Annotated in this window: 23 protein-coding genes; 10 read left to right on the forward strand and 13 right to left on the reverse strand. The window is 72.7% G+C overall.

What is annotated here, in order from left to right; translation table 11 throughout:
* Position 1 precedes the first annotated feature (1 nt).
* From DEP02_RS24990 to DEP02_RS25005, 4 genes are read right to left on the reverse strand one after another with little or no spacing between them, the layout of a single operon-like run.
* Entirely contained in the window at positions 2-1,336 is a 1,335-nt protein-coding gene (locus DEP02_RS24990) for an MFS transporter (protein ID WP_112469942.1), read from the reverse strand.
* The gene (locus DEP02_RS24995; RefSeq protein WP_112469943.1) at positions 1,333-3,033 is read right to left on the reverse strand and encodes an amidohydrolase; all 1,701 of its coding nucleotides are present in this window, start codon (positions 3,031-3,033) and stop codon (positions 1,333-1,335) included. The genes DEP02_RS24990 and DEP02_RS24995 overlap by 4 nt, the downstream gene beginning before the upstream one ends.
* A 43-nt stretch (positions 3,034-3,076) precedes the next feature.
* Positions 3,077-4,765, reverse strand: a complete 1,689-nt coding sequence (locus DEP02_RS25000) for an urease subunit alpha (protein ID WP_112469944.1) — start codon at positions 4,763-4,765, stop codon at positions 3,077-3,079.
* Positions 4,762-5,340 (reverse strand): urease subunit beta, encoded by a 579-nt coding sequence (locus tag DEP02_RS25005; RefSeq protein WP_112469945.1) that lies wholly within the window; start codon positions 5,338-5,340, stop codon positions 4,762-4,764. Before DEP02_RS25005 ends, DEP02_RS25000 begins: the two co-directional genes overlap by 4 nt.
* Before the next feature lie 125 nt (positions 5,341-5,465).
* On the opposite strand from DEP02_RS25005, the gene DEP02_RS25010 reads away from it, so the two are divergent.
* Entirely contained in the window at positions 5,466-6,743 is a 1,278-nt protein-coding gene (locus DEP02_RS25010) for a PucR family transcriptional regulator (RefSeq protein ID WP_112469946.1), read from the forward strand.
* Here the strand turns inward: DEP02_RS25010 and DEP02_RS25015 are convergent.
* The 3 genes from DEP02_RS25015 to DEP02_RS25025 all read right to left on the reverse strand — a co-directional run bounded on the left by DEP02_RS25015 (position 6,718) and on the right by DEP02_RS25025 (position 9,560).
* Positions 6,718-7,509 carry a VOC family protein gene (locus DEP02_RS25015; protein ID WP_112469947.1) on the reverse strand — a complete coding sequence of 264 codons (792 nt, stop codon included), beginning with the start codon at positions 7,507-7,509 and terminating at the stop codon, positions 6,718-6,720. The two genes, DEP02_RS25010 and DEP02_RS25015, sit on opposite strands and share 26 nt — an antisense overlap.
* Before the next feature lie 145 nt (positions 7,510-7,654).
* Positions 7,655-8,317, reverse strand: a complete 663-nt coding sequence (locus tag DEP02_RS25020; RefSeq protein ID WP_112469948.1) for a response regulator transcription factor — start codon at positions 8,315-8,317, stop codon at positions 7,655-7,657.
* Between the two features lie 28 nt (positions 8,318-8,345).
* Positions 8,346-9,560 carry a sensor histidine kinase gene (locus DEP02_RS25025; protein ID WP_112469949.1) on the reverse strand — a complete coding sequence of 405 codons (1,215 nt, stop codon included), beginning with the start codon at positions 9,558-9,560 and terminating at the stop codon, positions 8,346-8,348.
* 107 nt (positions 9,561-9,667) lie between these two features.
* On the opposite strand from DEP02_RS25025, the gene DEP02_RS25030 reads away from it, so the two are divergent.
* The 3 genes from DEP02_RS25030 to DEP02_RS25040 all read left to right on the forward strand — a co-directional run bounded on the left by DEP02_RS25030 (position 9,668) and on the right by DEP02_RS25040 (position 11,877).
* Positions 9,668-10,609 (forward strand): ABC transporter ATP-binding protein, encoded by a 942-nt coding sequence (locus tag DEP02_RS25030; RefSeq protein WP_112469950.1) that lies wholly within the window; start codon positions 9,668-9,670, stop codon positions 10,607-10,609.
* A gap of 2 nt (positions 10,610-10,611) precedes the next feature.
* Positions 10,612-11,346 (forward strand): ABC transporter permease, encoded by a 735-nt coding sequence (locus tag DEP02_RS25035; protein ID WP_198668575.1) that lies wholly within the window; start codon positions 10,612-10,614, stop codon positions 11,344-11,346.
* A 285-nt stretch (positions 11,347-11,631) separates the two neighbouring features.
* On the forward strand, positions 11,632-11,877 hold the full coding sequence (locus DEP02_RS25040) for a WhiB family transcriptional regulator (RefSeq protein WP_198668576.1): 246 nt from the start codon (positions 11,632-11,634) through the stop codon (positions 11,875-11,877).
* Here DEP02_RS25040 and DEP02_RS25045 read toward each other — a convergent pair whose 3' ends face one another.
* The 3 genes from DEP02_RS25045 to DEP02_RS25055 all read right to left on the reverse strand — a co-directional run bounded on the left by DEP02_RS25045 (position 11,878) and on the right by DEP02_RS25055 (position 15,570).
* On the reverse strand, positions 11,878-12,849 hold the full coding sequence (locus DEP02_RS25045) for an acyl-ACP desaturase (protein ID WP_112469952.1): 972 nt from the start codon (positions 12,847-12,849) through the stop codon (positions 11,878-11,880).
* Positions 12,850-13,100: 251 nt separating this feature from the next.
* Positions 13,101-13,877, reverse strand: a complete 777-nt coding sequence (gene ddaH, locus DEP02_RS25050; RefSeq protein WP_112469971.1) for a dimethylargininase — start codon at positions 13,875-13,877, stop codon at positions 13,101-13,103.
* Positions 13,878-13,944: 67 nt separating this feature from the next.
* Entirely contained in the window at positions 13,945-15,570 is a 1,626-nt protein-coding gene (locus DEP02_RS25055; protein WP_112469953.1) for an ABC-F family ATP-binding cassette domain-containing protein, read from the reverse strand.
* Between the two features lie 311 nt (positions 15,571-15,881).
* Between DEP02_RS25055 and DEP02_RS25060 the strand changes: the two genes are divergently transcribed.
* Positions 15,882-16,553, forward strand: a complete 672-nt coding sequence (locus DEP02_RS25060) for a GOLPH3/VPS74 family protein (protein ID WP_112469954.1) — start codon at positions 15,882-15,884, stop codon at positions 16,551-16,553.
* Between the two features lie 60 nt (positions 16,554-16,613).
* Here DEP02_RS25060 and ssgD read toward each other — a convergent pair whose 3' ends face one another.
* Complete coding sequence (gene ssgD, locus DEP02_RS25065; RefSeq protein WP_112469955.1) at positions 16,614-17,030, reverse strand: spore wall synthesis regulator SsgD; 417 nt, start codon at positions 17,028-17,030, stop codon at positions 16,614-16,616.
* 266 nt (positions 17,031-17,296) lie between these two features.
* Between ssgD and DEP02_RS25070 the strand changes: the two genes are divergently transcribed.
* Both DEP02_RS25070 and DEP02_RS25075 read left to right on the forward strand, forming a co-directional pair.
* Positions 17,297-17,623, forward strand: a complete 327-nt coding sequence (locus tag DEP02_RS25070) for a plasmid stabilization protein (RefSeq protein WP_112469956.1) — start codon at positions 17,297-17,299, stop codon at positions 17,621-17,623.
* A 98-nt stretch (positions 17,624-17,721) separates the two neighbouring features.
* On the forward strand, positions 17,722-18,420 hold the full coding sequence (locus tag DEP02_RS25075; protein WP_198668577.1) for an endonuclease V: 699 nt from the start codon (positions 17,722-17,724) through the stop codon (positions 18,418-18,420).
* Positions 18,421-18,504: 84 nt separating this feature from the next.
* On the opposite strand, the gene DEP02_RS25080 is transcribed toward DEP02_RS25075, so the two are convergent.
* Complete coding sequence (locus DEP02_RS25080) at positions 18,505-19,683, reverse strand: saccharopine dehydrogenase family protein (RefSeq protein WP_112469957.1); 1,179 nt, start codon at positions 19,681-19,683, stop codon at positions 18,505-18,507.
* 215 nt (positions 19,684-19,898) lie between these two features.
* Here DEP02_RS25080 and DEP02_RS25085 point away from each other — a divergent pair, with 215 nt between their 5' ends.
* The 3 genes from DEP02_RS25085 to DEP02_RS25095 are packed head-to-tail and all read left to right on the forward strand — an operon-like array spanning position 19,899 to position 24,498.
* Positions 19,899-21,059 carry a CaiB/BaiF CoA transferase family protein gene (locus tag DEP02_RS25085; protein ID WP_112469958.1) on the forward strand — a complete coding sequence of 387 codons (1,161 nt, stop codon included), beginning with the start codon at positions 19,899-19,901 and terminating at the stop codon, positions 21,057-21,059.
* Positions 21,056-22,270: an acetyl-CoA C-acetyltransferase gene (locus DEP02_RS25090; protein ID WP_112469959.1), complete on the forward strand. Its 1,215-nt coding sequence runs from the start codon at positions 21,056-21,058 to the stop codon at positions 22,268-22,270. Before DEP02_RS25085 ends, DEP02_RS25090 begins: the two co-directional genes overlap by 4 nt.
* A gap of 50 nt (positions 22,271-22,320) precedes the next feature.
* Positions 22,321-24,498, forward strand: a complete 2,178-nt coding sequence (locus DEP02_RS25095; protein ID WP_112469960.1) for a 3-hydroxyacyl-CoA dehydrogenase NAD-binding domain-containing protein — start codon at positions 22,321-22,323, stop codon at positions 24,496-24,498.
* A 16-nt stretch (positions 24,499-24,514) separates the two neighbouring features.
* Here DEP02_RS25095 and DEP02_RS25100 read toward each other — a convergent pair whose 3' ends face one another.
* On the reverse strand, positions 24,515-25,246 hold the full coding sequence (locus DEP02_RS25100) for a MerR family transcriptional regulator (protein WP_112469961.1): 732 nt from the start codon (positions 25,244-25,246) through the stop codon (positions 24,515-24,517).
* Positions 25,247-25,347: the final 101 nt, after the last annotated feature.

The following is a 25,347-nucleotide window of genomic DNA, read 5'->3' on the forward strand; positions in this document are numbered from 1 at the left end:
GTCAGGTGCTGACCACGTTGTCCGTCACGCGCATCCGCTCGCCCAGGAATCCGCCCAGGGCGGTGACCAGGGACAGCCCGATCAGCAGCAGGACCACCGGCCACGAGGCCCCGCCGACGGCCCCCAGCATCGCGGCAGCCAGGAACGGCAGGAAGCCGGTGAGGGCGCCGGCGAGGTTGTAGGCCAGGGCCACGCCGCTGTAGCGCAGGCGCGCCGGGAACAACTCGGCGAGCAGCGCCCCGGACACCGCGTAGGCGATGGAGAGCACGCCGATGCCGACCGCCATGGCCACCACGACCACCAAGGGGTTCTTGGTCTCGACCAGCCAGAAGACGGGGAAGGCGAGCACCGCGGTGAGCAGGCCGCCCCACACCGTGACCCGGCCGGGGCCGAGTCGCTCGGCCACCCGCCCCATGACGAGGATCACCACGATCTGGACGACCGCCGCCACCAGCGTTCCGCTGACCATGAGGGAACGCGACATCCCCAGGGTGTCGGCACCGTAGCTGATCATGAAGGTGGTCAGCAGGTAGAACCCGCCGACGCCCAGGGTCGCCGAGGCCATCGCCACCAGCAGTCGTCCCCATGCCAGACGGAAGACGTCGAATGCCGGAACCTTGGCCCGCTCGTCCTGCTTCATCATCTCGTCGAACAGCGGCGACTCCTCCACCTTGCGGCGGATGTAGACGGCGACACCCAGCAGCGGGAAGGCGGCCAGGAACGGCAGGCGCCAGCCCCAGGAGTCGAAGGAGTCGGACGGGAGGAGGAGCACCAGGGAGAAGGCTCCGGAGGAGAGCAGCGTGCCCACCGGCGAACCGACCTGCGGCAGCGCGGCGTACCGCCCACGCTTCTCCGGCGGCGCGTGCTCCACGGCCAGGGTGACGGCGCCTCCCCACTCCCCGCCGACGGCTATGCCCTGCAGCAGCCGCAGGAACACGAGCAGCAGCGGTGCCGTGACACCGATGGCGGCGTAACTCGGCAGCAGACCGATCAGGCCGGTCGCCACACCGATCAGCACCACGGTGATCAGCAGGGCCGGCCTGCGTCCCATGCGGTCGCCCAGCCATCCGAAGACGAGGGCGCCGATCGGCCGGGCCGCGAACCCGACACCGAAGGTCGCGAAGGCCGCCAGGGTGGCCGCGGCGGGGTCGAGCGTGGTGAAGTACAGCCGGTTGAAGACCAGGGCGGCGGCAGTGCCGAAGAGGAAGTAGTCGTACCACTCCAGTGCCGTGCCGACGAAGGCGGCGAAGGCGACCCGGCCGGCGTCCTGGCCGGTCACGACGGCTGACGTGCCCGGAGGCGCGGCCCCTGGGGCGGTCTGCTCCGTCTTGCTCATTTCTTGCTCCTTGCATGCGGCCGTGGGGATGCGGCCGTGGGAAGAGGGCCGTTCACTGCTGTGAGGTCCTCGAGCGCGTCGGCGCCGTGGACGCACTCGCCGGCCACGAAGGTGGCCAGGACGTCGATGGCGCCGATCCGATCGCTGTCAACACCGACAGGGTCGTCGGAAAGTATGACAAAGTCGGCGTATTTGCCGGGTGTGAGGCTGCCGCGCCGGTCCTCGTCGTGGGAGGCCCACGCGGCGTCGAGGGTGTAGGCGCGCAGGGCCTGCTCCGCGGTCACCCGCTCGTCGGGGCCGAGTACGACGCCCGCCCGGCTCAGCCGCTCCACCATGGACTGCATGCCGAGCAGGGGGGCGCCCGGTGCGACCGGCCGGTCGGAGCTTCCGGGCACCCGGATCCCCCGGTCCAGGAACGAGCGGTGGCGGTACATCCACGGGGTGCGCGCGGGCCCGAGCGCCTCGGCCATGGTGTCTCCCACGGCGTACAGGAAGTGGGCCTGCGGCACCGGGACCACACCCAGTTCGGCATAGCGGTCCAACTGGTCGGGGCGGACCACCCCCGAGTGCTCGACGCGGTGCCGCGCGTCGGGGCGGGGCAGGACCTGCTGAGCCTCGGCGAAGGCGTCCAGGGCCAGGTCGACGGCGCTGTCGCCGATGGCGTGGGCGGCCACCCGCCAGCCGGCCCGGTGCGCGTCGACGACGAGCCGGCGCATCTGCTCCGGCCCGCCCTGGAAGACGCTCGAGGCGTGGTCGTGCCCGCAGAACGGCTCCGAGACGGCGGCCGTCCGGCCGATCAGCGATCCGTCCAGCCAGATCTTCATGGGGCCCAGCCGCAGCCGGTCGTCGCCGAAGCCGGAACGCAGCCCCAGGTCGATCCCGGCGGTGATGCCGTCGTCGGCGTGCGCGCGCAGGGCGTGCAGATTGTCGGAGGCCACCATCAGCTCGACCCGGGTGCGCAGCGTGCCGCGCTCACGGGCCAGCTGGTAGGCGGCGGCCTCGACGGGGCTGCGGCCGATGAGGCCGAGCCCGATCCCGGCCTCCACCACGTGGGTGAGCCCTTCTGCGGCGTAGACGGCGCTCGCCCTGCCGAGGGCGTCGGCCAGCTCGGTCACCGGATACGGCATCACCAGGTCGGTCACCAGGGTCTGGGCCCTCTCCTGGAGCAGCCCGGTCGGCGCGCCCTCGCCGTCGCGCACGACGACTCCGCCGTCGGGCGCGTCCGCGGCGCCGTCGAGGACACCGGCCCGCCGCAGCACCTCGCTGCTGACCACGCACATGTGCCCGGAGCGGTGTTTGAGCCACACCGGCCGCCCGCCGCCCGCCCGGTCCAGCTCGGTGCGGTGCGGATGCGCGCCCATGACGGTGTCGTCGTATCCGGACCCCACGATCCAGGCGTCGGCCGGGAGGGCCGCCGCGTGGCGGGCGACGGCGTCGTGGACCTGGGCCGTCGTGGTCGCCTCGCTCAGGTCGAGTTCGCCCAGGGACTGGCCGAACCAGGCCATGTGGTTGTGGGCGTCGCCGAATCCGGGGACGACGACCGCGCCGCGGCAGTCGAGGGTGGTGCGGGCGGGCAGGTTCCGCACCGTGTCGTCGAGGCCCACGATGCGGCCGTGGAGGACACCGAGGGTGCGGGCGCGGGGGTGCCGGTCGTCCACCGTGCGGATGCGGGCGTTGTGCAGTTTGAGATCGAGCATGGAGGGGCTTTCGAGGGGACGGGAGGGGACCGGGCGGTCCGGGTCAGGCCAGGTTCTGCAGCCGGGTCAGTGGCAGGTCGGCGGCGTGATGGACGTCGATCGCACGTCCGTCGACCAGGACCGCGTCGGGAGTCGTGGGCACCTTGACGTCGGGCACGGCGGTGTTGGCGACCATGTCGCCCCGGGTCAGGCCCCGGCTGTCGCGCAGGGCCGTGTACCGCACCTCCTTCGGCAGCGCCTCGAACGCGGCACGGTCGTCCAGGCACGCCTGGGAGACGAAGACCGTCGACAGCCGGCGCGGAGCCCCGCCCAGACCGCCGAAGTAGGGCTTCATCACCCGCGGCTGGGTCAGCCGGGTGGAGCCGGAGCCCGACCCCGACAGTCCCCAGGCCACGAACCCGGACTTGAGCACCAGCTCCGGCTGTGCGCCGAAGGTCACCGGGCGCCACAGCACGATGTCGGCGATGCGGCCGGGTCGCAGCGAGCCGACGTCGGCGGCCATGCCGTGGGCGATCGCGGGATTCAGCGTGATCTTGGCCAGGTACCGCAGCACCCGTTCGTTGTTGACGGTCTCCGGACCCGCCTCGCCGGCCAGGTGGGCCTGGACATGGGCGAGCTGCCAGGTGCGGCGCGCGGTCTCGGCGATACGGCCCATGCCCATGGAGTCGGAGTTGACGATGCTGATCGCGCCGAGGTCGTGCAGGGCGTTCTCGGCGGCGATGGCGTGCTCGCGCACCCGGCTCGCCGCGATGGACAGGTCGCTGTCGACCCCGTGGTGGCCGCGGTGCACCGTCATCGTCATGGGCAGCAGCTCGGCGACGGTCGCCGGGGTCAGCGGCAGGGTCGGCGTGGTGGAGGAGGTGAGCACGTGCGGCTGGGAGACGATCTCCAGCAGGTCGGGGTGACCGCCACCCCCCTCGACGTGGTAGGCGTGCACGGTGCGCCCGCGGGTGGCCGACAGCGTGTCGGCCAGGTAGCCGGACTCGTTGAGGGTGTCCGTGTGCAGGGCGACCGGCAGGTCGGCCTGCTCGGCGACGCCCAGGCAGGTGTCGACGATCCGGGGGGTCGCCCCCCAGTCCTCATGGATCTTGAACCCGCCGGCTCCGGCGAGCACGGCACGCTCCAGCAGCTCCTGCGAGGACGAGGAGCCCCGGGCCAGGAACGCCACGTTGACGGGTGCGTCACGCCATCCCTCGATGAGGCTGTGCAGGTTGTAGGCGGGGTTGGCCCCCACGTCCCACACCCCGCCGATGCCCATGCCCACCAGGGAGGTGACGCCCGCGGCGAGCGCCGCGGGGACCACCTCGGGGCTGGAGAGATGGACGTGGGAGTCCACCACACCGGGGGTCGCGATGAGCCCCTCGCCCGTGATCATCGCGGTGTGGGAGTCGACGACGAGCTCCACGCCGTCGGTGGTCTCGGGGTTTCCCGCCCGTCCCACGCCGACGATGCGGCCGTCCTTGATGCCGATGTTCGTCTTGCGCACGCCGATCAGCGGGTCCATGACGACCACACCGAGGACCACCATGTCCAGCGCGCTGTCGCGCGGGGCCCGGTCGGCCACGAGCAGGCCGTCGCGCGCGGTCTTGCCGCAGCCCCCGAGCAGCTCCTCGCCGGGCTCGGTGTCGTCGCCCTCGACCCGGACCCACAGGTCGGTGTCGGCCAGCCGGATCCGGTCGCCGGTGGTCGGGCCGTACAGGGACGTGTACGCGTGCCGGGGCATCCGGCTCATCGGTCTCCTCCTCGTGCCACCACGGTGACGGTCAGGGTCCGGCCGGGCTCGAACCGGACGGACGTTCCGGCCGGGATGTCCAGCCGGTGGCCGCGGGCGGCCTCCCGGTCGAAGTCCAGGGCGGCGTTCGTCTCCTCCAGCGGGAAGTGGGAGGAGACCCAGATCTCCCGGGGCCCCCGGTTGGTGATGTCCAGGGTGGTGCGCGGGCGGCCGGGGGCGAGCTCGGCCTCACCGCCGGCGACCAGCACCGCGCCGGGGCCGGTGGCCCCGGCCGGTCCGAACGGCTCGGGAACGTGCACCAGGCTGGAGCCGTGCGGGAAGAGGGCCTCGATCTGGATGCTGGGAACGGCCTCCGCGACGCCCGGCAGCAGCCGGTCGCGCGGGACGATGCCGCCGGCGCGTTCGACGACGGTCTCGATCGGGGTGCCGTCCCAGGCCATCTCCAGGATCTCGTCGCACACCAGGGCGACGGCTTCCGTGGCGCCGAGCAGCGCTCCGCGCGCCAGCCGCCGACGTGCGAGCTCGGCTGCCGAGAACAACGTCAGCCTCTCCTGCTCACGTGGGGTCAGATGCACAGGTCACTTCCCTGGGGATCAAGCGCCGCCCGGGGCGGTGCGCGGGGATGTACAGCACGATGCCGGGGAAACAAGGTGCGAACAATGGTGAAAGGCCCCCGGAGTGGAGGGCCCATAATGTGCATATGCACAACCCGCCCGCCCCGGACTCCCCCGTGCCCGCTTCCCCGGCCCCGCCGGATCCGGACACCGCTGTACCGGTCCCCGCAGAGCTGCGCACCCTTGTGCGTGACTGCCTGGACGACCTGGACAGCCTGGTCGGACGCTATGTCGCGGAGGTCTCCGCCTTCGAGGGGTACGAGTCGACGGTCACCCCCGACGACCTGCGCGACACCGCCCGTCCCTGCTTCGAACTGCTCCTCCGCCTGATCGGCGGTCTACCGGTGTCCGAGGAGCTGCGCGGGGTCCCGGGACGGCTGGGCCGCCGCCGAGCCGACCAGGGCGTGCCGCTGGAGCAGCTCCTGCGGGCGGTGCGCATGGACTTCCGGGTGCTGTGGACCGCGATGATGGAGCGCACCGAGCCGGCCGACCTGCCGGGGTTGACGTGCGGCGCGGTGCGGGTGTGGGAAGCCGTGGAGTTCCACACCGTTCAGGTGCACGCCGCCTACCTGGACCAGATCGCCGTACTGGCCCGGGAGCAGGAGCGGGAGCGGACCGCCCTCATGGGCAGGCTGCTGTCGTCGGACGGCCGTGATCAGCGGCTCGTCACCCAGGCGGCGACCCTTCTCCAGGTGAGCGCGCAGTCGGACTTCACCGTGGCGATCGCGCCCCCGGAGTTCCAGCAGGGGCTGCGCAGAGCCGTCTCGTCCCTGCCGCCCGACCAGATCACCCACCTGCAACAGCACAACGGCATGCTGGTACTCGTGGCGAGACTGCCCCGTGCGGCACACACCCCGCCGGTGCCCGCCTGGCTGGACGGCACACCGTGCGCGGTCGGCCCGGTGGCGCGCGGACTGGCCCGTGTTCCCGACGTGGTCCGGATGACCGAGGCGATCGCCGCGACACTGGACGGCGAGGTGACGGGCCCCGTCACCCTGAGCGAGGCGTGGATGCCCGTGGCCGTGGCGCGCCTGGGCACGATGGCCCAGGCGCTGGCCGACTCGGTGCTGTCCGGCCTGGACCCCCTGCCCCCGTACGAGCGGGAGCGGCTGCTGACGGCCGTGGCCGCGTACTGCGAAACCGGGTCGATCGCGGAGACCGCCCGCGTGCTCTACTGCCACCGCAACACCGTGCTCAACCGGCTGAACCGGTTCACGGAGCTCACCGGCTACCGGGCGACCAGCCCGGCGGAGGCGGCCACCGTCCTGTTCGCCCTGCACTGCGCCCGAATCCGGGACGGCCAGGGCCTGTCCGGCGGATCCGGCCGGCCCCAGGGCCTCACGTCTGCTGCGGAGCGCTCCTGATCACCGCGAAGCGGGCGCCGTAGGGGTCGGCGAGCCGGGCGACACGGCCGACCCCCGGGACGTCGGCGGCGGGCACCCGGACCGTGCCGCCGAGCTCCTGCGCCCTGGCCACCGTCGCGTCCGTGTCCGTGACCTCGAAGTACGGCAGCCAGTACGCGCCCGCCCTCGCCTCGGCCGGGTCGTCGGCGAGCGCCACGATGCCGCCGAACATGGCGTCCTCACCGCCCTCGGCGGGGTTCACACAGGTGTACGTGCCGCCGGGGAAGGACGCCGCGGAGGTCTCCAGCCCCAGCACCTTGTGGTAGAACGCGGCCGCCGCGGGGACGTCCGGCGTGTACAGCTCGACCCAGCACAGCGAGCCCGGCTCGCCCGCCACGTCCACGCCCTTGGTCCGCCCCGGCTGCCAGATGCCGAACGCCACGCCCGCCCGGTCGGCGAGGACCGCCATGCGCCCCTGGCCCATCACGTCCATCGGCCGGCACAGCACGCTGCCGTGCGCCTGTTCGGCGGCCTTGGCGGTCGCCTCCGCGTCGGTGCTCCGGAAGTACACGGTCCAGGAGGGCGGCCCCTGCTCCGGCGCGGTCCGCATCCCGCCGGCCACCGTCCTGCCGTCGAGCTGGAAGAAGCCGTAGCCGCCGGCCTCGGGGCCCGCCGACCGGAACCCCCAGCCGAACAGACCGCCGTAGAAGGAGCGGGTGCCCTCGATGTCGGGGGTGCCGACGTCGATCCAGTTCGGAGCGCCGTTGACGAAACGGGTGGTGAGCATCCCTGCCCTCCTTCGAAGGAGCCCGGTGGAGCCCGGTGGTCCGCACTGCAGAGTCTGGCACCGCCCACTGGCAACCGCCGCCGGAACCCGCCGGGCGCCGGAACCCGCCGGGCGCCGGACGCGACGACCGCCGCGCCCGGATTCCTCACCCCGGGGAGACGAAGCCGGACTCGTACGCCGCGATGACCGCCTGCGTGCGGTCCCGCGCGCCGAGTTTCGCCAGTACGGAGCTCACATGGGACTTGACGGTCTCGGTCCCCACCACCAGGCGCGCGGCGATCTCCGCGTTCGACAGGCCGCGCGCCATCAGACGCAGCACCTCCCCTTCCCGCCCGGTCAGCGCGGCACGTTCCATGGCCGTCCGGGCCGCGGCGTTGCCGTGCTCCCGGCCGAAGGAGGCGGCCAACTGCCGCACCGCCGCCGGGAACAGCAGGGAGTCGCCCTCGGCCACCAGCCGCACGGCGTGCACGATCTCCGCCGGCCGCGCCCGCTTCAGCAGGAAGCCGTCGGCGCCCGCGCGCAGCGCCCCGTACACGTACTCGTCGTTCTCGAAGGTCGTCACCACCACGATCTTCGGCGGGTCCGGCACCGTACGCAGCACCGCCCGCGTGGCCTCGATGCCATCCATCAGCGGCATCCGTACGTCCATGGCCACGACGTCGGGGCGCAGTTGCCGCACCAGCGGGATCACGGCGGCCCCGTCGGCCGCCTCGCCCACCACCTCGATGTCCGGCTGAGCCTCCAGCACGGCCCGCAAACCCGCCCGTACGAGTGGCTCGTCGTCGACCAGGAGAACGGTGAGCGGCATCCGGTCAGCCTAGCGCTGCGACGCCGGATCACCGCAACGGCAGCTCGACGTGCAGCAGCCACTGGCCGCAGTCCTGTCCCGCCCGGGCCTCGCCTCCGAGCAGTGCGGCACGCTCGCGGATCCCGCGCAGCCCGCTGCCGACGCCCGTGCCGGCCACCGATGCCCCCGCGGGCAGCGGATTGCGCACCTCGAGGCGCAGTCGCGCCTCCTCCACGGCGATGCGGACGCCGACCTGGACGGGGCCCGCGTGCCGCAGCACGTTGGTGAGGGCCTCCTGGAGCATCCGGTAGGCCTCACGGGAGACCGGCCCCGGAAGGTGCTCCAACGGCCCGGTCACCTCGGCGTCCACCCGCGCACCCGAGGACCGCGCGGAATCCAGCAGACGTCCCGCCTCGTCAAGAGCCGGACGGGTGCCGGCCGGCCGTCCCGTCTCGCGCAGCACGAGCAGGACCCGTTCCAGGTCCTCCAGCGCCGCCCGGCCCGTCTCCTCGATGGCCTCCAGCGCCCGATCGGTGAAATCTGGGTCGGCCGCCGTCCGGGCGGCACCCGCCTGGACCACGGCCAGGGTCAGCGCGTGCCCGAGGGTGTCGTGCAACTCCCGTGCGATGTGGTTGCGTTCCAGCAGTTGCTCGGTGCGCCTCTCCAACTCGGACAGACGCTCCTTGACCGACGGCCCGAGCAGCCGGCGGGAGGCCTGGGCCATGAGCGCGCCCGCCCCGGCGACCACCATGATCAGCACCAGCACGGGGACCGGTACCAGCAGGGCGTACGCCCAGCCCGTACCGGAAACCCGCAGGAGCGGGTCGGCGAGGTCGGAATCCCCGAGGGCCGCCCCGGTGAGCGACAGCGAGAGCGCCATCAACTGGCCCGTCACCACTGCGACCGCGAGTCCCGCTTCCATACGCAGCACCATCCAGGCACCGGTTCTGGCCCGGTCGGCCCACGAAGCGGAGGGAACGGCGGAGACACCCGGATCCTCGTCGGTCCGCACGCGCGCGTGCGGACCGGGGAACAGCATCAGCCGCGCCTGCAGCCCCTCCGCACGGCGAACCGAGGGAACCATGGCGGCGGCCAGGACCAGGGGGATGGGAAGGACCGCGATCAGCACCCGGTCGCCCGGTGACAGGTCGACCAGACCCGGGTAGACCAGGGCGCAGACGAACGGCACGATCGCCCCCACCAGCATGTGCAGCCAGCGGGTGTACGTCACCGCACGTGTCAGCGGCAGCAGGAGGCGCGGCATGCCGTCATCCTGGCAGAGCGGCAGGGGCCGGCGTCTCCCCCGTGCGGGGGAGACGGTCTCCTCCCGCGGGGGATGCCCGCCCCCGCTCGCACGACCACGCTGAAGCCATGACCAGCATCGACGTCAAAGACCTCACCAAGGAGTACGGCAGCACCCGGGCCGTCGACCGCCTGACGTGCACCGTCGAACCGGGCCGGGTCACCGGATTCCTCGGTCCCAACGGCGCGGGCAAGTCCACCACCATGCGCCTCGTCCTCGGCCTCGACCGCCCCACCTCCGGCACCGCCACGGTCGGCGGCCACCCCTACACGGCGCTTCGTGAGCCCCTGCGCACGGTCGGCGCCCTGCTGGACGCGCAGGCGGCCCACGATTCCCGCACCGCCCGTGACCATCTGCGCCTCCTCGCCGTCAGCAACCGCCTCCCGGCCCGCCGCGTGGACGAGGTCCTCCAGGAGACCGGTCTCGCCGCCGTGGCGCGCCGCCGCATCAGAACCTTCTCGCTCGGCATGCGCCAGCGGCTCGGCATCGCCACCGCGCTCCTCGGGGATCCGCCCGTCCTCCTCCTGGACGAGCCCGCCAACGGCCTCGACCCGGAGGGGATCGTCTGGATCCGCCACCTGCTGCGCCGGCTCGCCCGCGAAGGCCGTACGGTCCTGGTCTCCAGCCACCTGATGAACGAGACCGCGGCCTTCGCCGACCACCTCGTCGTCCTCGGCCGGGGCCGGCTCCTCGCGGACACCCCCACACAGGACTTCATCGAACAGCACAGCCATCCACGCGTACGCGTGCGCACCAGTGACCCCACCCGGCTGCGGGCCACGCTGCTGGCCAAGGGATACACGGTCGCGGAGGACGACGACGGCCGATGGGTGGTCGAAGACGCCAGAGCCGAGCAGATCGGAGCCGTCGCCGCCCGCGAGGGCATCCCCGTCCTCGAACTCACCGACGAACGCGCCTCCCTGGAGCAGGCCTATCTCGCTCTCACGACGGACGAGGCGGAGTTCGCCGCCGCGGCTCCCGCGTCCCCGACCATCCCGCAGGAGGCCTGACGATGTCCGTCACAGCCGTGCTCCACTCCGAGTGGATCAAGATCAGGTCGGTCCGGGCGAGCTTCGGATCGCTCCTCGCGGTCCACGCCGCCACGCTGGCCGTCACCCTGCTCGTCTACGCCACCGTCGGCCGGGCGGAGGCGGACAACGGCAACGACCCCGTCTTCGGAGCCTTCTACGCGATCAACTTCGCGCAGATCGCCGCGCTCGCCTTCGGGGCCACCGCCGTCTCCTCCGAGTACGCGGGCGGCGCCCTGCGGATCTCCCTGTCGGCCGTACCGCGCCGGGGCCTCTTCTACGCGGCCAAAACGGCGATCGTGGCCACCGCCGCCCTCGCCGTGGGACTCGCCACCGCGTTCACCACCTTCCTGGTGGGCCAGGCGTTCCTGGGGGAGTACGCCATCGGTCTCGGCGAGCCGGGAGCGCTGCGGGCCTGCATCGGCGCGGGCATCTACCTCATGCTGATGGCCCTGCTCGCCGCGGGACTCACTTTCCTGCTGCGCAGCGCCGTCCTGGTGCTCAGCCTGCTCATCCCGTTCCTCCTGATCGTGTCCTTCGTGATCGGAGACGTCGCCGGGGGCGCCGCCGCCTATCTTCCGGACCGCGCCGGACAACAAGTCCTGTACCAGACCCCGGCGGGAGACATCGGCCCGTGGACGGGGCTCGCCGTGACGGCGCTGTGGGCGGCAGCCGTGCTCCTGGCCGGTGGCCGGGCAGTACACCGCCGCGACGTCTGACACTCCGGCACCCGCCGCTCGCCCCGGGAGCGTGGCGACCGGGGTTCAGCCGAAGGCCGCCCTCGGTGCCGTCGATCCACAGCCGGGGATCGGGCGGCGCCGTATCCGCTGGGCGCTCGCCCGACGGATCGGGCCGTAGCCGGCGGACCACCGGGCCGTTCCAGGAGTGCGGCGGGGGCTGGGAGCACCCCGTCGACCACCAGGCCATCGGCCGCCCTCGCCGCGCGCCGTCGCGTATATGTCGCGTTGATCGAACGTTTCGCGCCGCCCGGCACGATCCTGGGCATGCACCTCGAAACGATCAGCCCGGCCGGCGGCGCCTGGCGGGACCGGGCTCTGTGCGCGCAGACCGGGGCCGACTTCTTCTTCCCCGAGCCGGGCAGCTCGGTGCGGGAGGCCAAGCGCATCTGCGGCATGTGCGAGATGCGCTCGGCCTGCCTGGAGTACGCCCTGGAGAACGACGAACGCTTCGGCGTCTGGGGCGGCCTGTCCGAGAAGGAACGCCAGGTCCTGAGGCGCGCCGGCGGCTGATCAGGCTCCGCGCGCCGCCAGCCGCGCCTTGCGCGCCGCCAGCCGCTCGTCGAACTTCGACGCCTCCGCGTCCAGGCCGTTCATGAACAGGCCCAGCTCCTCCTGCGCCTGCCGGCCCTCGGGGCCGAGTCCGTCGATCTGCATGACCTTCAGGAAGCGCAGCACCGGCTGGAGCACGTCGTCGTGGTGGATGCGCAGGTTGTAGACCTCGCCGATGGCCATCTGGGCCGCCGCCCGCTCGAAGCCCGGGATGCCGTGGCCCGGCATGCGGAAGTTCACCACCACGTCCCGCACCGCCTGCATGGTGAGGTCGGGCGCGATCTCGAAGGCCGCCCTGAGCAGGTTGCGGTAGAAGACCATGTGCAGGTTCTCGTCGGTCGCGATGCGCGCCAGCATGCGGTCGCAGACCGGATCGCCGGACTGCAGGCCGGTGTTGCGGTGCGAGATGCGGGTGGCGAGCTCCTGGAAGGCGACGTAGGCGACCGAGTGCAGCATCGAGTGCCGGTTGTCGGACTCGAAGCCCTCGCTCATGTGCGCCATCCGGAACTGCTCCAGCTTGTCCGGGTCGACCGCGCGCGAGGCGAGCAGGTAGTCGCGCATCACGATGCCGTGCCGGCCCTCCTCGGCCGTCCAGCGGTGCACCCAGGTGCCCCAGGCACCGTCGCGGCCGAACAGGCTGGCGATCTCGTGGTGGTAGCTGGGCAGGTTGTCCTCGGTCAGCAGGTTGACGACCAGGGCGATCCGGCCGATCTCCGTGACCTTGGACTGCTCCTTGTCCCAGGCCTCGCCGTCCTCGAACAGGCCCGGGAAGTTGCGGCCGTCGCTCCAGGGCACGTACTCGTGCGGCATCCAGTCCTTGGCGACCTGCAGATGCCGGTTGAGCTCCTTCTCGACCACTTCCTCCAGCGCGTACAACAGCCGCGCGTCGGTCCACACGGACGGGCTGCCGAGGTGAGGGGAGGTGAGCGTCACGGGAACTCCAGGGGGGACGTGCGAGAAACGCGGGAAGCGGAGAACAGGCACAGCGAAGGAACGGTCCGGTGAGCGGTGCCGGAACCGTAACCTACGGAATCGTAGGCTACGAAGCCGTAGGTTACGAAACCGTAGGTTAAGTTCGAGGTAAAGGCCGCCGACCAGGCCGCCACGGCTCGAAGGCTGACGGGTGCACGGAACAGCCCCGGGACCCGTGGGTCCCGGGGCCGGACAGGCGCCGGATCACGCCCTCAGACGTACAACTCCCGCAGCCGCACCGAGAGGCACGTCACGCACCCTTCCAGCTTCTCGAACTCGCCGATGTCCACCACCACCGGCTCGAAGCCGAGGTCCGCCAGCAGCTCCGCCGTCTTCGGCGCGCTCGCCGCCATCAGCAGCTTCTCGCCGCCGAGCAGCACCACATGCCCGCCGGACTGCTCGGGCACCGGCAGGAAACGCGGGTACAGCGACGGCGTGTCCACCTTCGGGATGTGCCCGATGACGGTGCCGTCGGGCAGCGCCGTCACCGCCGACTTCAAGTGCAGCGCCCTGCTCACCGGTACGGCCATGACCCGCGCCCCGAGCGGCTCGAACACGGCCCGCAGCTGCCGCACACCGGCCGCGTTGGTACGCCCGCCGCGACCGACGTAGACCGTGTCGCCGACCTTCAGCACGTCCCCGCCGTCCAGCGTGCCCGGCTCCCAGACCCAGTTCACCGAGCAGCCCAGGCGCGCCACGGCCTCCTCGACCCCGGAGGTCTCGTTCCGCCGGGATTCGGCGCCGGGCCGGGTGATCAGAGCGACGTTCCTGTACACCACGACCGTGTCCTCGACGAACACCGCGTCGGGGCAGTCGTCGGCCGGCTCGACCTCGACCGTCTCCCAGCCGTGGGTGCGCAGCGCCTCCACATACGCCTCCCACTGCCGCGCCGCGAGCCCGACGTCCACCTTCTCCCGCTCGATGTGCGTCACCAGCCCTTCGGCGAGGCGCGGACCGGGGCGGCGGACGAGGGCCTTCTTACTGGGCACGGGGGGCCTTTCGGATCGCGGGTGGTCGGTGGTCACGGGTGTGCTCGCTCCGGTCCGCCATGATGCGTCAGTCGCCGGTCACGACAAAACCCCCGTTCGTCTCCCGCAGCTCTCCCTCCTCCAGCAGCAGCCGGCGCGTGATGCCGATGGACTGAAGGAACGGCAGGTCGTGACTGGCCACGATCAGCGCGCCCTCGTAGGACTCCAGAGCGGTCGTCAGCTGCCGCACGCTCGCCAGGTCCAGGTTGTTCGTGGGCTCGTCGAGCAGCAGCAGCTGCGGCGCGGGCTCGGCCAGCAGCAGCGCGGCCAGTGCCGCCCGGAAACGTTCGCCGCCGGAGAGCGTCGCCGCCCGCTGGTCGGCACGGGCGCCGCGGAACAGGAAGCGGGCCAGCCCGGCCCGGATCCGGTTGTTCGTGGCCCCCGGGGCGAGGCGGGCCGCGTTCTCGGCGACGGTCAGCTCGTCGTCGAGGACGTCGAGGCGCTGCGGCAGGAACCGCAGCGGGACGTGCGCCACCGCCTCGCCCGACACCGGCGGCAGCTCCCCGGCGACGGTGCGCAGCAGCGTCGTCTTGCCGGCGCCGTTGCGCCCGGTCAGCGCGACGCGCTCCGGGCCGCGCAGCTGGAAGGAGCCGTCCACACGCGCGCCGTACGCCAGTCGGAGGTCCCGCAGGGTGAGCACGTCCCGGCCCGGCGGTACGGCCGTGGACGGCAGGTCGACGCGGATCTCGTCGTCGTCCCGTACCGCCTCCACGGCCTCGTCGAGCCGTTCCCTGGCCTCGGCGAGCTTCTCCTCGTGCAGGATGCGGTGCTTGCCCGCCGACTCCTGCGCCGCCCGCTTGCGGGCACCCATGACGATCTTCGGCTCGCGTTTGCTGTCCCACATCTTCTGGCCGTACCGCTTGCGGCGGGCCAGCTTGACCTGGGCGTCGGCCAGTTCGCGCTTCTGCTTGCGCAGGTCGGCCTCGGCGACGCGCACCGTCCGCTCGGCGGCCTCCTGCTCGACGGCGAGGGCTTCCTCGTACGCCGTGAAGTTGCCGCCGTACCAGGTGACCTCTCCGGCGTGCAGGTCGGCGATCTGGTCGACCAGGTCCAGCAGTTCGCGGTCGTGGCTGACCACGACCAGCACGCCCGGCCAGGCGGAGACGGCCGCGTACAGCCGGCGGCGGGCGTACAGGTCGAGGTTGTTGGTCGGCTCGTCCAGCAGCAGTACGTCCGGCCGGCGCAGCAGCAGCGCGGCCAGGCGCAGCAGCACCGACTCGCCGCCGGACACCTCGCCGACGGTGCGGTCCAGGCCGATGTGGCCGAGCCCGAGTTCGCCGAGGACGGCCAGGGCGCGCTCCTCCACGTCCCAGTCGTCGCCGACGGTCTCGAAGTGCTCCTCCGACACGTCGCCGGCCTCGATGGCGTGCAGCGCGGTCCGCCGGGCGGCGACGCCGAGCACCTCGTCGACCCGGAGCGCGGTGTCCAGCGTGACGTTCTGCGGGAGATACCCGACCTCGCCGGCGACGCGGACCGCGCCCCGGGCCGGGGCGAGCTCGCCCGCGATCAGCTTCAACAGGGTGGACTTCCCCGAGCCGTTGACCCCGACGAGCCCGGTCCGGCCGGGGCCGAAGGCGACGTCCAGGCCGGAGAGGACGGGGCTGCCGTCGGGCCAGGAGAAGGAGAGGGAGGTGCAGGTGATGGATGAGGACATGGGCGCCTCGCGAATGCTGGGTGCGGTCAGGGGGCAGACGGGTGTGGAGGCACCGCTGGGCGGCCGTGTCGGAGACAGGAGTCCGCGGGCACGAGAGAAGCCCTGGACCGGATTCCCGGGGACGGCTCGGACGCCGAGGTCGCACGCGACGCGCACACCCGACCGGTGTGACGCGGTGCCTCAGGACCTCAGACGAGCAACGTCCCTCTCCTCTCGACGGCAACAGGACCGCTGCACACCGTAGGAGGGGCCGGGGCGCGCCGTCAACGGATTTTGGCGTGGGCCCGGGCCCACCGAGGGAAGGAGGCCCCGTGCCCGACGGCTCGCTCTCGCTGCCGGCCCGGCTGTACCTGCTGGCCTGGGACACCGCGCCGCCGCAGCTCTCCGGCGCCGGAGAGCTGCACCACCTGGTCCGCGCCGGCGCCCTCACCGAGCTGGCCCAGCGCGGGTTGCTCGTCGACGACGACGGCATCGCCACACCCGTCGACCTGGACGCGATCACGGGGGACCCCGTCCTCGACGGACTGCTCGACCTCGTCCGCGAGTCCCGGCCCCGGCGATGGAGGAGCTGGGTGACGCTGCGGGCCCGGCTCACCCTCGTGGCCGTGCGCGAACAGCTGGCCGCCGAGGGGTACCTGCGGGCGGAGAAGCGGCGCGTGCTCGGTGTGTTCCCGTCGGTGGACCACGTCCTGGAGCGTGTCGCCGTCGTGGACGCGCTGCGCGAGGAGGCGCGGCGGGTGCTGGAGGGCTCGCGGCCGGCCGCGCTGGTTCCCGAACGCGACGCGGCCGTCGTCGCCCTCGCTGCCGCCGCCGGACTGCGCACCCTGGTGTCCGCCACGGACCGCCGGCGCCACCGGCAGCGCATCGAGGAGCTGACCGAACGCAGCGGCGCCGCGGCCCCCGCCCTGCGCCGGGTCGTGCGCGAAGTGCGCACGGCGGTCGTGGTGGCGGCCACGGCGGCCTCCGCGACGGCGGGCGGCTGAGCCGTCCCGCCGGCCGCACCGCGTCCCCGGGGCCGTCGACCCGGGGAGCGGCGGGGTCCGTCAGCGGGCGTCGCGCATCAGCTCCGCCAGGCCGTGGTCCAGGTCGAGCTGCAGGTGCTCCAGACCGACGGGTACCAGTTCGCCGGTGGCCTCCAGGAAGCGCCGTATCTCGCCGTTGCGGACGTGCACCACGGCGGTGCCCTCCGGGGCGTGGAACTCCAGGACGGTGCGGTCGTAGCCGTACGGCCGTACGCGCACGTCGCCGTGGCCCTCGGGCTCCCGCAGGCCGGCCGCGAGCAGGTCGCGGGCGAAGGTCCAGCAGACCTCCACCCCTTCGAGGGTGGCGGGGGCCGGGAAGGTCATGCGGACGGCGAACGGGTCGCGCCGGTCGTAGTGCAGCGTGGCGGGGATGGTGGGCATCCGCGGCGCTGCGGCGACCAGGCGCGCCTGAACGGTCTGCTCGATGACGGTGGACAACGCCTTGCTCCCTTGTGACGGCTGGACTGTGACGGCTGGGTCGTGACGGCCGGAGGACCGTCCGGGCGGACGGCCGGGCACTGAGAGAGACGACGGAATCAGCCAATCCGTGCACACGTGAGGCGAGTGACCTCTGTCACCGCGTTCATTCGCACAAGTGACGCGGCCGATCGGGTCGCTCGACTGGCGGACTGAATATCGCCCGTTATGGCGAACAGATCCAGAATGCGGGTATCCGTTCCTTGCACAGAGAGGAAGTGAACGGCATGCCACGCGGTTCCAGTTCCAAGCGCGAGCGTCAGTACGAGCACATAAAGGAGAGCGCGCAGGACCGGGGGGAGAGCGCCGAACGCGCCAAGGAGATCGCCGGGCGCACGGTGAACAAGGAGCGCGCCCGCTCCGGCGAGTCGAAGACCGCCAGTCGTTCCTCGACCCAGGACATGTCCTCGGGCAGGCGGGGCGGACAGCGCTCGGGCCGGGGCTCCGAGGGACCCACCTACGACCAGCTCTACGAGGAGGCCAGGCGGCGCAACATCCACGGCCGCTCGGACATGAACAAGCAGCAGCTGCGGCAGGCACTGGACAAGGGCTGACACCGGCGCCGGGCGGGACGGGTCCGCGTCCTTCCGTGCCCGCCGGTCCGTCCCGCCGTGCCGACCCCGGTTCCTCGGGCCGTACGCTCGTCCCCATCATGACGACGACCGTGGACATTCCCGCCGGCTGGCCCGCCACCGAGGAGCAGGCCCGCGCCGTTCAGGACGAGTTGCGCGGGGAGGTGGTGCTGGACGAGCCGGGACCACCGCCCGGGACGGGACATGTCACGGGGGTCGATGTCGCCTACGACGACGATCGGGACGTCGTGGCGGCAGCGGCCGTCGTCCTGGACGCGGCCACCCTGCGCGTCGTCGCCGAGACCACCGCCGTGGGGCGGATCTCCTTCCCGTACGTGCCGGGGCTGCTGGCCTTCCGCGAGATCCCCACCGTGCTGGCCGCGCTGGGCGCCCTGCCCTGCCCGCCCGGCACGGTGGTCTGCGACGGCTACGGCCTGGCCCACCCGCGCCGGTTCGGCCTGGCCAGTCACCTGGGCGTGCTGACCGGACTGCCGACGATCGGCGTCGCCAAGAACCCGTTCACCTTCACCTACGACGACCCGGACACCCCGCGCGGCAGCTCCTCCCCGCTCCTGGCCGGCCCGGACGAGGTCGGCCGCGCCCTGCGCACCCGGGACGGCGTCAAGCCGGTCTTCGTCTCCGTCGGCCACCGGACGACCCTGGCCGACGCCTGCGCCCACACCCTCGCGCTCACCCCGGCCCACCGCCTCCCGGAGACCACCCGCAGGGCGGACGCCCTGTGCCGCCGCGCCCTGCGCGAGGCGACGGCGGACACCTAGGGTGTTCTGCGAAAGTCCCTCCCCCCGCGGCAGACGCCGCGGGGCCCGCCCTGCGGGCGGACGACGGGAAACCTCGGACAGGTCCTAAGCGTTCGCCGCCGTGCGGAAGGTGAGGCCCGCTCGGCGCAGGCGGGTGATGAGGGCGTCGCCCATGGCCACGGCCGTGGTGACCTGGCCGGCCGTCGGCGGGAGGTCGTCGAAGGCGAGGGACAGGGCCGACTCGGCGAACATCTTCGCCGTCTCGTCGTACCCGGGGTCGCCGCCCGCGACCTCGGTCAGCACCCGCCGTCCGCCGCCCTCGCCCACGAACCGCACGGAGAACCAGCTCCTGGCCCGCCGCTCGGCGCTCGGCCCCTGACCGGGCTGCAGCCGGCCGGACAACCAGCGCCGGGCGGGCGGCAGTTGGGCGGCGGCCATGACCGCACCGACGGCCGCGACGCCGCCCATGGCGACGGGCAGGTGCCGGACGGCCGCGTAGTGGCGGTAGCGGAAGTCGGGGCCGTAACGTTCCAGCGCCCGTGCGGAGCGCCGCACGATCTGCGGGTCGAGGGTCGGCAGGGGCAGCACCCAGGCGCCGATCTCCCCGGCGAACCGCGGCGCGGGCGTCGGCGTGGACGCCCGCCTGCCCAGCAGCCGCGGCTCGTGCCGCGCCCGGTCCCGTGCGGCGGCCCGGATCCGCAACGGGCGTGCGAACTGGTTGAGGGCCGACGCGAACGTCCCTCCCGAGAAGGCGCCGTCCGCCCGGACGAACCCGTCCACGGTCAACGGCACGCCCTCCGGCAACTGCTGGACGGTGAAGTACACGCCCAGGTCGTGCGGGACCGAGTCGAACCCGCAGGCGTGTACCAGCCGCGCGCCCGTCTCACGCGCGCGTGCGTCGTGCCGGACGTACACCAGGTCGACGAACTCGGGCTCGCCGGTCAGGTCCAGATAGTCCGTGCCGTTGTCCGCGCAGGCGGCGGCCAGTTCCTCGCCGTACGTCACATAGGGGCCCACGGTGGTGGCCAGTACGCGCGCGTGCCGGGCGAGTTCGCGCAGGGAGGCCGGGTCGGTCACGTCCGCGCGCAGCACTCCGACGGACGCGCCGCCGGGCAGCCGCTCGCGCAGCCGCCGGAGCCGCTCCTCGCTGCGGCCGGCGATCGCCCAGCGCAGTCCCCCGGGGGCGTGCGCGGCGAGGTACTCGGCGGTGAGCGTCCCCACGAAGCCGGTGGCTCCGAAGAGCACGATGTCGTACGGACGCTCCGTCTTTTTCAGCCTGCTCATGACACCCCTCGCTCCCGGCAGCCCGCGCCGCTGTCGGTGGCCGAGGCTAGCGTGAGGAGTGCGGAGCCCGACGACGAGGGGTACCGGCGCGCGGCCACCGGGTACGGACTTGGCAGGACATGGCTAAGCGCTTGCTCGCTCAGGGCTTGTTTCCGCTGGAACGTGTTCTTAACATCATCGGTGTTACATCAGTTGTGTCACAGCAAGGGGGCTGGATGGCAACGGCTCAGGAGGCGGGGCGGCACGGCCCCCTCACCGGCGTGCGCGTGGTCGAACTGGCCGGCATCGGCCCCGGCCCGTTCGCCGCCATGCTGCTGGCCGACCTGGGCGCCGACGTCGTCCGGGTGGACCGCCCCGGCGGCGCCGCACTCGGCATCGACCCCGCCCGCGACCTCACCAACCGCAACAAGCGCTCCGTGGTCGTCGACCTGAAGTCCCCGGACGGCCCCGCCCGCGTCCTCGACCTCGCCGAGCGCGCCGACATCCTCGTCGAGGGCTACCGGCCCGGCGTCGCCGAGCGCCTCGGCGTCGGCCCCGAGGCGTGCCACGCCCGCAACCCCCGCCTCGTCTACGGCCGGATGACCGGCTGGGGCCAGGACGGTCCGCTCGCCCCGCGCGCGGGGCACGACATCGCCTACATCGCCGTCACCGGCACCCTCGGCATGATCGGCGACCCGGACGGGCCCCCGGCCGTCCCCGTCAACCTCCTCGGCGACTACGCCGGCGGCTCCCTCTACCTCGTCGTCGGCGTCCTCGCCGCCCTGCACCACGCGCGCGCGACCGGCACCGGCCAGGTCGTCGACGCCGCCATCGTCGACGGCGCCGCCCACCTGTCCGCGATGGTCCACGGCATGCTCGCGGCCGGCGCCTGGCAGGACCGCCGCGGGTCCAACCTCCTGGACGGCGGCTGCCCGTACTACGGCACCTACGAGACCGCCGACGGCCGGTACATGGCGGTCGGCGCGCTCGAACCGCAGTTCTACGCCGAGTTCCTGACCCTGCTCGGCCTGGAGGACCACGCCGACGCCCGCACGGATGTCACCCGGTGGGGTGAACTGCGCGAGGCGGTCGCCGCCCGCTTCAAGTCCCGTACCCGGGACGAGTGGACGGCCGTCTTCGAGGGCTCCGACGCGTGCGTGGCCCCCGTGCTGTCGCTGCGCGAGGCCCCGCACCACCCGCACCTGGCCGCCCGCTCCACCTTCACCGACCACGCCGGCCTCACCCAGCCGGCCCCCGCACCCCGCTTCTCCGCCACCCCCACCACCGTCCGCACCGGCCCCGCCCGGCCCGGCGCCGACACGGCCGCCGTGGCCCGCGACTGGGCCCTGCCCGCACTCCTCCAGGACGAAAACCCCCAGCGAAAGGCTTGCCAGTGAGCACCGAAGCGTACGTGTACGACGCGATCCGCACCCCGCGCGGGCGCGGCAAGGCCACCGGCGCCCTGCACGGCACGAAACCCATCGACCTGGTCGTCGGCCTCATCCACGAGATCCGCGACCGCTTCCCCGGCCTGGACCCGGCCGCGGTCGACGACATCGTGCTCGGCGTCGTCGGACCCGTGGGCGACCAGGGCTCCGACATCGCCCGCATCGCCGCGATCGCCGCCGGACTGCCCGACACCGTGGCCGGCGTGCAGGAGAACCGCTTCTGTGCCTCCGGCCTGGAGGCCGTCAACCTCGCCGCGGCCAAGGTGCGTTCCGGCTGGGAGGACCTGGTCCTCGCGGGCGGCGTCGAGTCGATGTCCCGGGTCCCGATGGCCTCCGACGGCGGCGCCTGGTTCAACGACCCGATGACCAACCTCGCCGTCGACTTCGTGCCCCAGGGCATCGGCGCCGACCTGATCGCCACCATCGAGGGCTTCTCCCGCCGGGACGTCGACGAGTACGCGGCCCTGTCCCAGGAGCGCGCGACCACCGCCTGGAAGGAGGGCCGCTTCGACCGCTCCGTCGTCCCCGTGAAGGACCGCAACGGGCTGGTCGTCCTCGACCGCGACGAGCACCTGCGCCCCGGCACCACCGCCGACTCCCTCGCCAAGCTCAAGCCGTCCTTCGCGGACATCGGCGAACTCGGCGGCTTCGACGCCGTGGCCCTGCAGAAGTACCACTGGGTGGAGAAGATCGACCACGTCCACCACGCGGGCAACTCCTCCGGCATCGTGGACGGCGCCTCGCTCGTCGCCATCGGCTCCCAGGAGGTCGGCGAGCGCCACGGCCTCACCCCCCGCGCGCGGATCGTCTCCGCCGCCGTCTCCGGCTCCGAGCCCACCATCATGCTCACCGGCCCCGCGCCCGCCACCCGCAAGGCGCTCGCCAGGGCCGGCCTGACCATCGACGACATCGACCTCGTCGAGATCAACGAGGCCTTCGCCGCGGTCGTACTGCGCTTCGTGAAGGACATGGGCCTGTCCCTGGACAAGGTCAACGTCAACGGCGGCGCCATCGCGCTGGGCCACCCGCTCGGCGCCACCGGCGCGATGATCCTCGGCACCCTCGTCGACGAACTGGAGCGCCAGGACAAGCGCTACGGCCTCGCCACGCTGTGCGTGGGCGGCGGCATGGGCATCGCCACGATCGTCGAGCGCGTCTGACCCATCCCAGCGGCACCTTCGGACCCCAGACCTCAACGGAGACACCCGACATGACCGAGAGCACCACCATCCGCTGGGAACAGGACGACACCGGCGTCGTCACCCTCGTCCTCGACGACCCCGACCAGTCCGCGAACACCATGAACCAGGCGTTCCGCGACTCCTTCGCCGCCGTCGTCGACCGGCTGGAGGCCGAGAAGGACACCATCCGCGGCGTCATCCTCACCTCCGCCAAGAAGACCTTCTTCGCCGGCGGCGACCTGCGCGACCTGATCCGGGTCACCCCCGAGACCGCCCAGGACCTCTTCGACGCCGGCCTCGCCCTCAAGCGGAACATGCGCCGCATGGAGACCCTGGGCAAGCCGGTCGTCGCCGCGATCAACGGCGCGGCCCTGGGCGGCGGTTACGAACTCGCCCTGGCCTGCCACCACCGCATCGCCCTCGACACCCCCGGCACGAAGATCGGCTGCCCCGAGGTGACCCTCGGCCTGCTCCCCGGAGGCGGCGGGGTCGTCCGTACCGTACGGCTGCTGGGCATCACCGACGCCCTGCTGAAGGTGCTGCTCCAGGGCCGGCAGTACAACGCGCGCCGCGCCCAGGAGAACGGCCTCGTCCACGAGGTGGCCGCCGGCCAGGACGAACTGCTGGCCAGGGCCCGCGCCTTCATCGACGCCCACCCCGAGTCCCAGCAGCCCTGGGACAGGCCCGGTTACCGCATCCCGGGCGGCACCCCGGCCAACCCCAAGTTCGCCGCCAACCTGCCCGCCTTCCCCGCCAATCTGCGCAAGCAGACGAACGGCGCCCCCTACCCGGCACCGCGCAACATCATGGCCGCCGCCGTCGAGGGAGCCCAGGTCGACTTCGAGACCGCCCAGGTCATCGAGGCCCGCTACTTCGTGGAACTGGCCGCGGGCCAGACGTCGAAGAACATGATCCAGGCGTTCTTCTTCGACCTCCAGGCCGTCAACTCCGGCGCCAACCGCCCCAAGGGCATCGAGCCCCGCCAGGTCCGCAGGGTCGCCGTCCTCGGCGCCGGCATGATGGGCGCGGGCATCGCCTACTCGTGCGCCCGCGCGGGGCTGGAGGTCGTCCTGAAGGACGTGTCCCTGGAGGCCGCCGTCAAGGGCAAGGGCTACTCCGAGAAGCTGTGCGCCAAGGCCGTCGCCAGGGGCCGTACCAGCCAGGAGAAGGCGGACGAGCTGCTCGCCCGGATCACGCCCACCGCCGAGGCCGCCGACCTAGCCGGCTGCGACGCGGTGATCGAGGCCGTCTTCGAGGACCCGGCCCTCAAGCACAAGGTGTTCCAGGAGGTCGAGCAGGTCGTCGCCCCGGACGCGCTGCTGTGCTCCAACACCTCCACCCTGCCCATCACCGCGCTCGCCGAGGGCGTCCAGCGCCAGGCCGACTTCATCGGGCTGCACTTCTTCTCGCCCGTCGACAAGATGCCCCTGGTCGAGATCATCAAGGGCGAGCGCACCGGCGACGAGGCGCTGGCCCGCGCCTTCGACCTGGTCCGGCAGATCAACAAGACCCCGATCGTCGTCAACGACTCGCGCGGGTTCTTCACCTCCCGGGTGATCGGCCACTTCATCAACGAGGGCGTGGCGATGGTCGGCGAGGGCATCGAGCCGGCCTCCGTCGAGCAGGCGGCGGCCCAGGCCGGCTACCCGGCCAAGGTGCTGTCCCTGATGGACGAACTGACGCTCACCCTGCCCCGCAGGATCCGCAACGAGTCCAAGCGGGCCGTCGAGGAGGCGGGCGGAACCTGGTCCGCGCACCCCGCCGAGGCGGTCGTCGACCGCATGGTCGACGAGTTCGGCCGTACGGGCCGCAGCGGCGGCGCCGGCTTCTACGACTACGGCGAGGACGGCAAGCGGACCGGGCTGTGGCCGGGGCTGCGCGAGCACTTCGCCAAACCCGGGTACGAGATCCCGTTCCGGGACATGCAGGAGCGCATGCTCTTCTCCGAGGCGCTGGACACGGTCAGGCTCCTGGAGGAGGGCGTGCTGACCTCCGTCGCCGACGCCAACATCGGCTCCATCCTCGGCATCGGCTTCCCGGGCTGGACCGGCGGCGTGCTGCAGTACGTCAACGGCTACGACGGCGGGCTGCCCGGCTTCGTGGCCCGCGCGCGTGAACTCGCCGAACGCTACGGGGAGCGGTTCACCCCGCCGGTCCTGCTGGTGGAGAAGGCGGAGAAGGGGGAGACGTTCACCGACGCGCGCTGAGGTGCGGCCCGGGCGCTCAGGCGGAGGTCGTGCCCCCCGGGGCCGCCTCCGCCCCGCCCCCGTCGACCCACTCCCGCAGCTCCTCCCTCAACGACCGCTGGAAGGTCGTGAGCAGGGCCTGCACCACCAGGGGGTGCATGTGCGCGGACAGCGACTTCACGTCCCGCGTGTCACGTTCGGCCACGGCCTCGCGCAGCAGTCCCGACAGCTCGCGGGCGGCCGCCCGCGCGTGCTCGATCAGCGCCGTACGGGCCGCGAGGATCGTCTCCTGGGACAGCGGCACGTCGAGCAGCCGCACGCCGAGCCGCAGCAGCCCGGAGTCGACACGGAAGGAGTCCCCGTCGGCCGCGACCACGTTCATCGCCGCCAGCCGCTCCACGTCCTCGTCGCTCAGTGCCCGCCCGGCCCGGCGCTCCAGCTCGGGCCGGGTGAGCGTCTCCACCGTCTCGGGGGCCCAGGAGGCGACCACCGCCCGGTGGACGGCCAGGTCGTGCGGGCTGAGGTCCGGCGGCAGCTGTCGCAGATGGCGCTCGATCGCGGCCAGCGTCATGCCCTGCAGCTGCATCTCCTCGATCAGCGCCAGGCGCGCCAGGTGCTCCGGGCCGTAGTGCCCCACCCGGCGCGGACCGATCACCGGAGGCGGCAACAGGCCCCGGCCGCTGTAGAAACGGACCGTGCGCACCGTGACCCCGGCCCGCGCGGCCAGTTCGTCGATCGTGAGAGTCGGCTCGTCGGCGTCGGTCGTCATCGGAAACTCCTTGCGTGGAAACCCCGTCCTTCAGGACGGGGCGGGGGTACCGCCCGCTTGCGGGGGAGAAACGCACCCCCGGAGCGGAGCCGCGTAGCGGC

The organism is Streptomyces triticisoli (assembly GCF_003270085.1).
Classification (GTDB): Bacteria; Actinomycetota; Actinomycetes; order Streptomycetales; family Streptomycetaceae; genus Streptomyces; species Streptomyces triticisoli.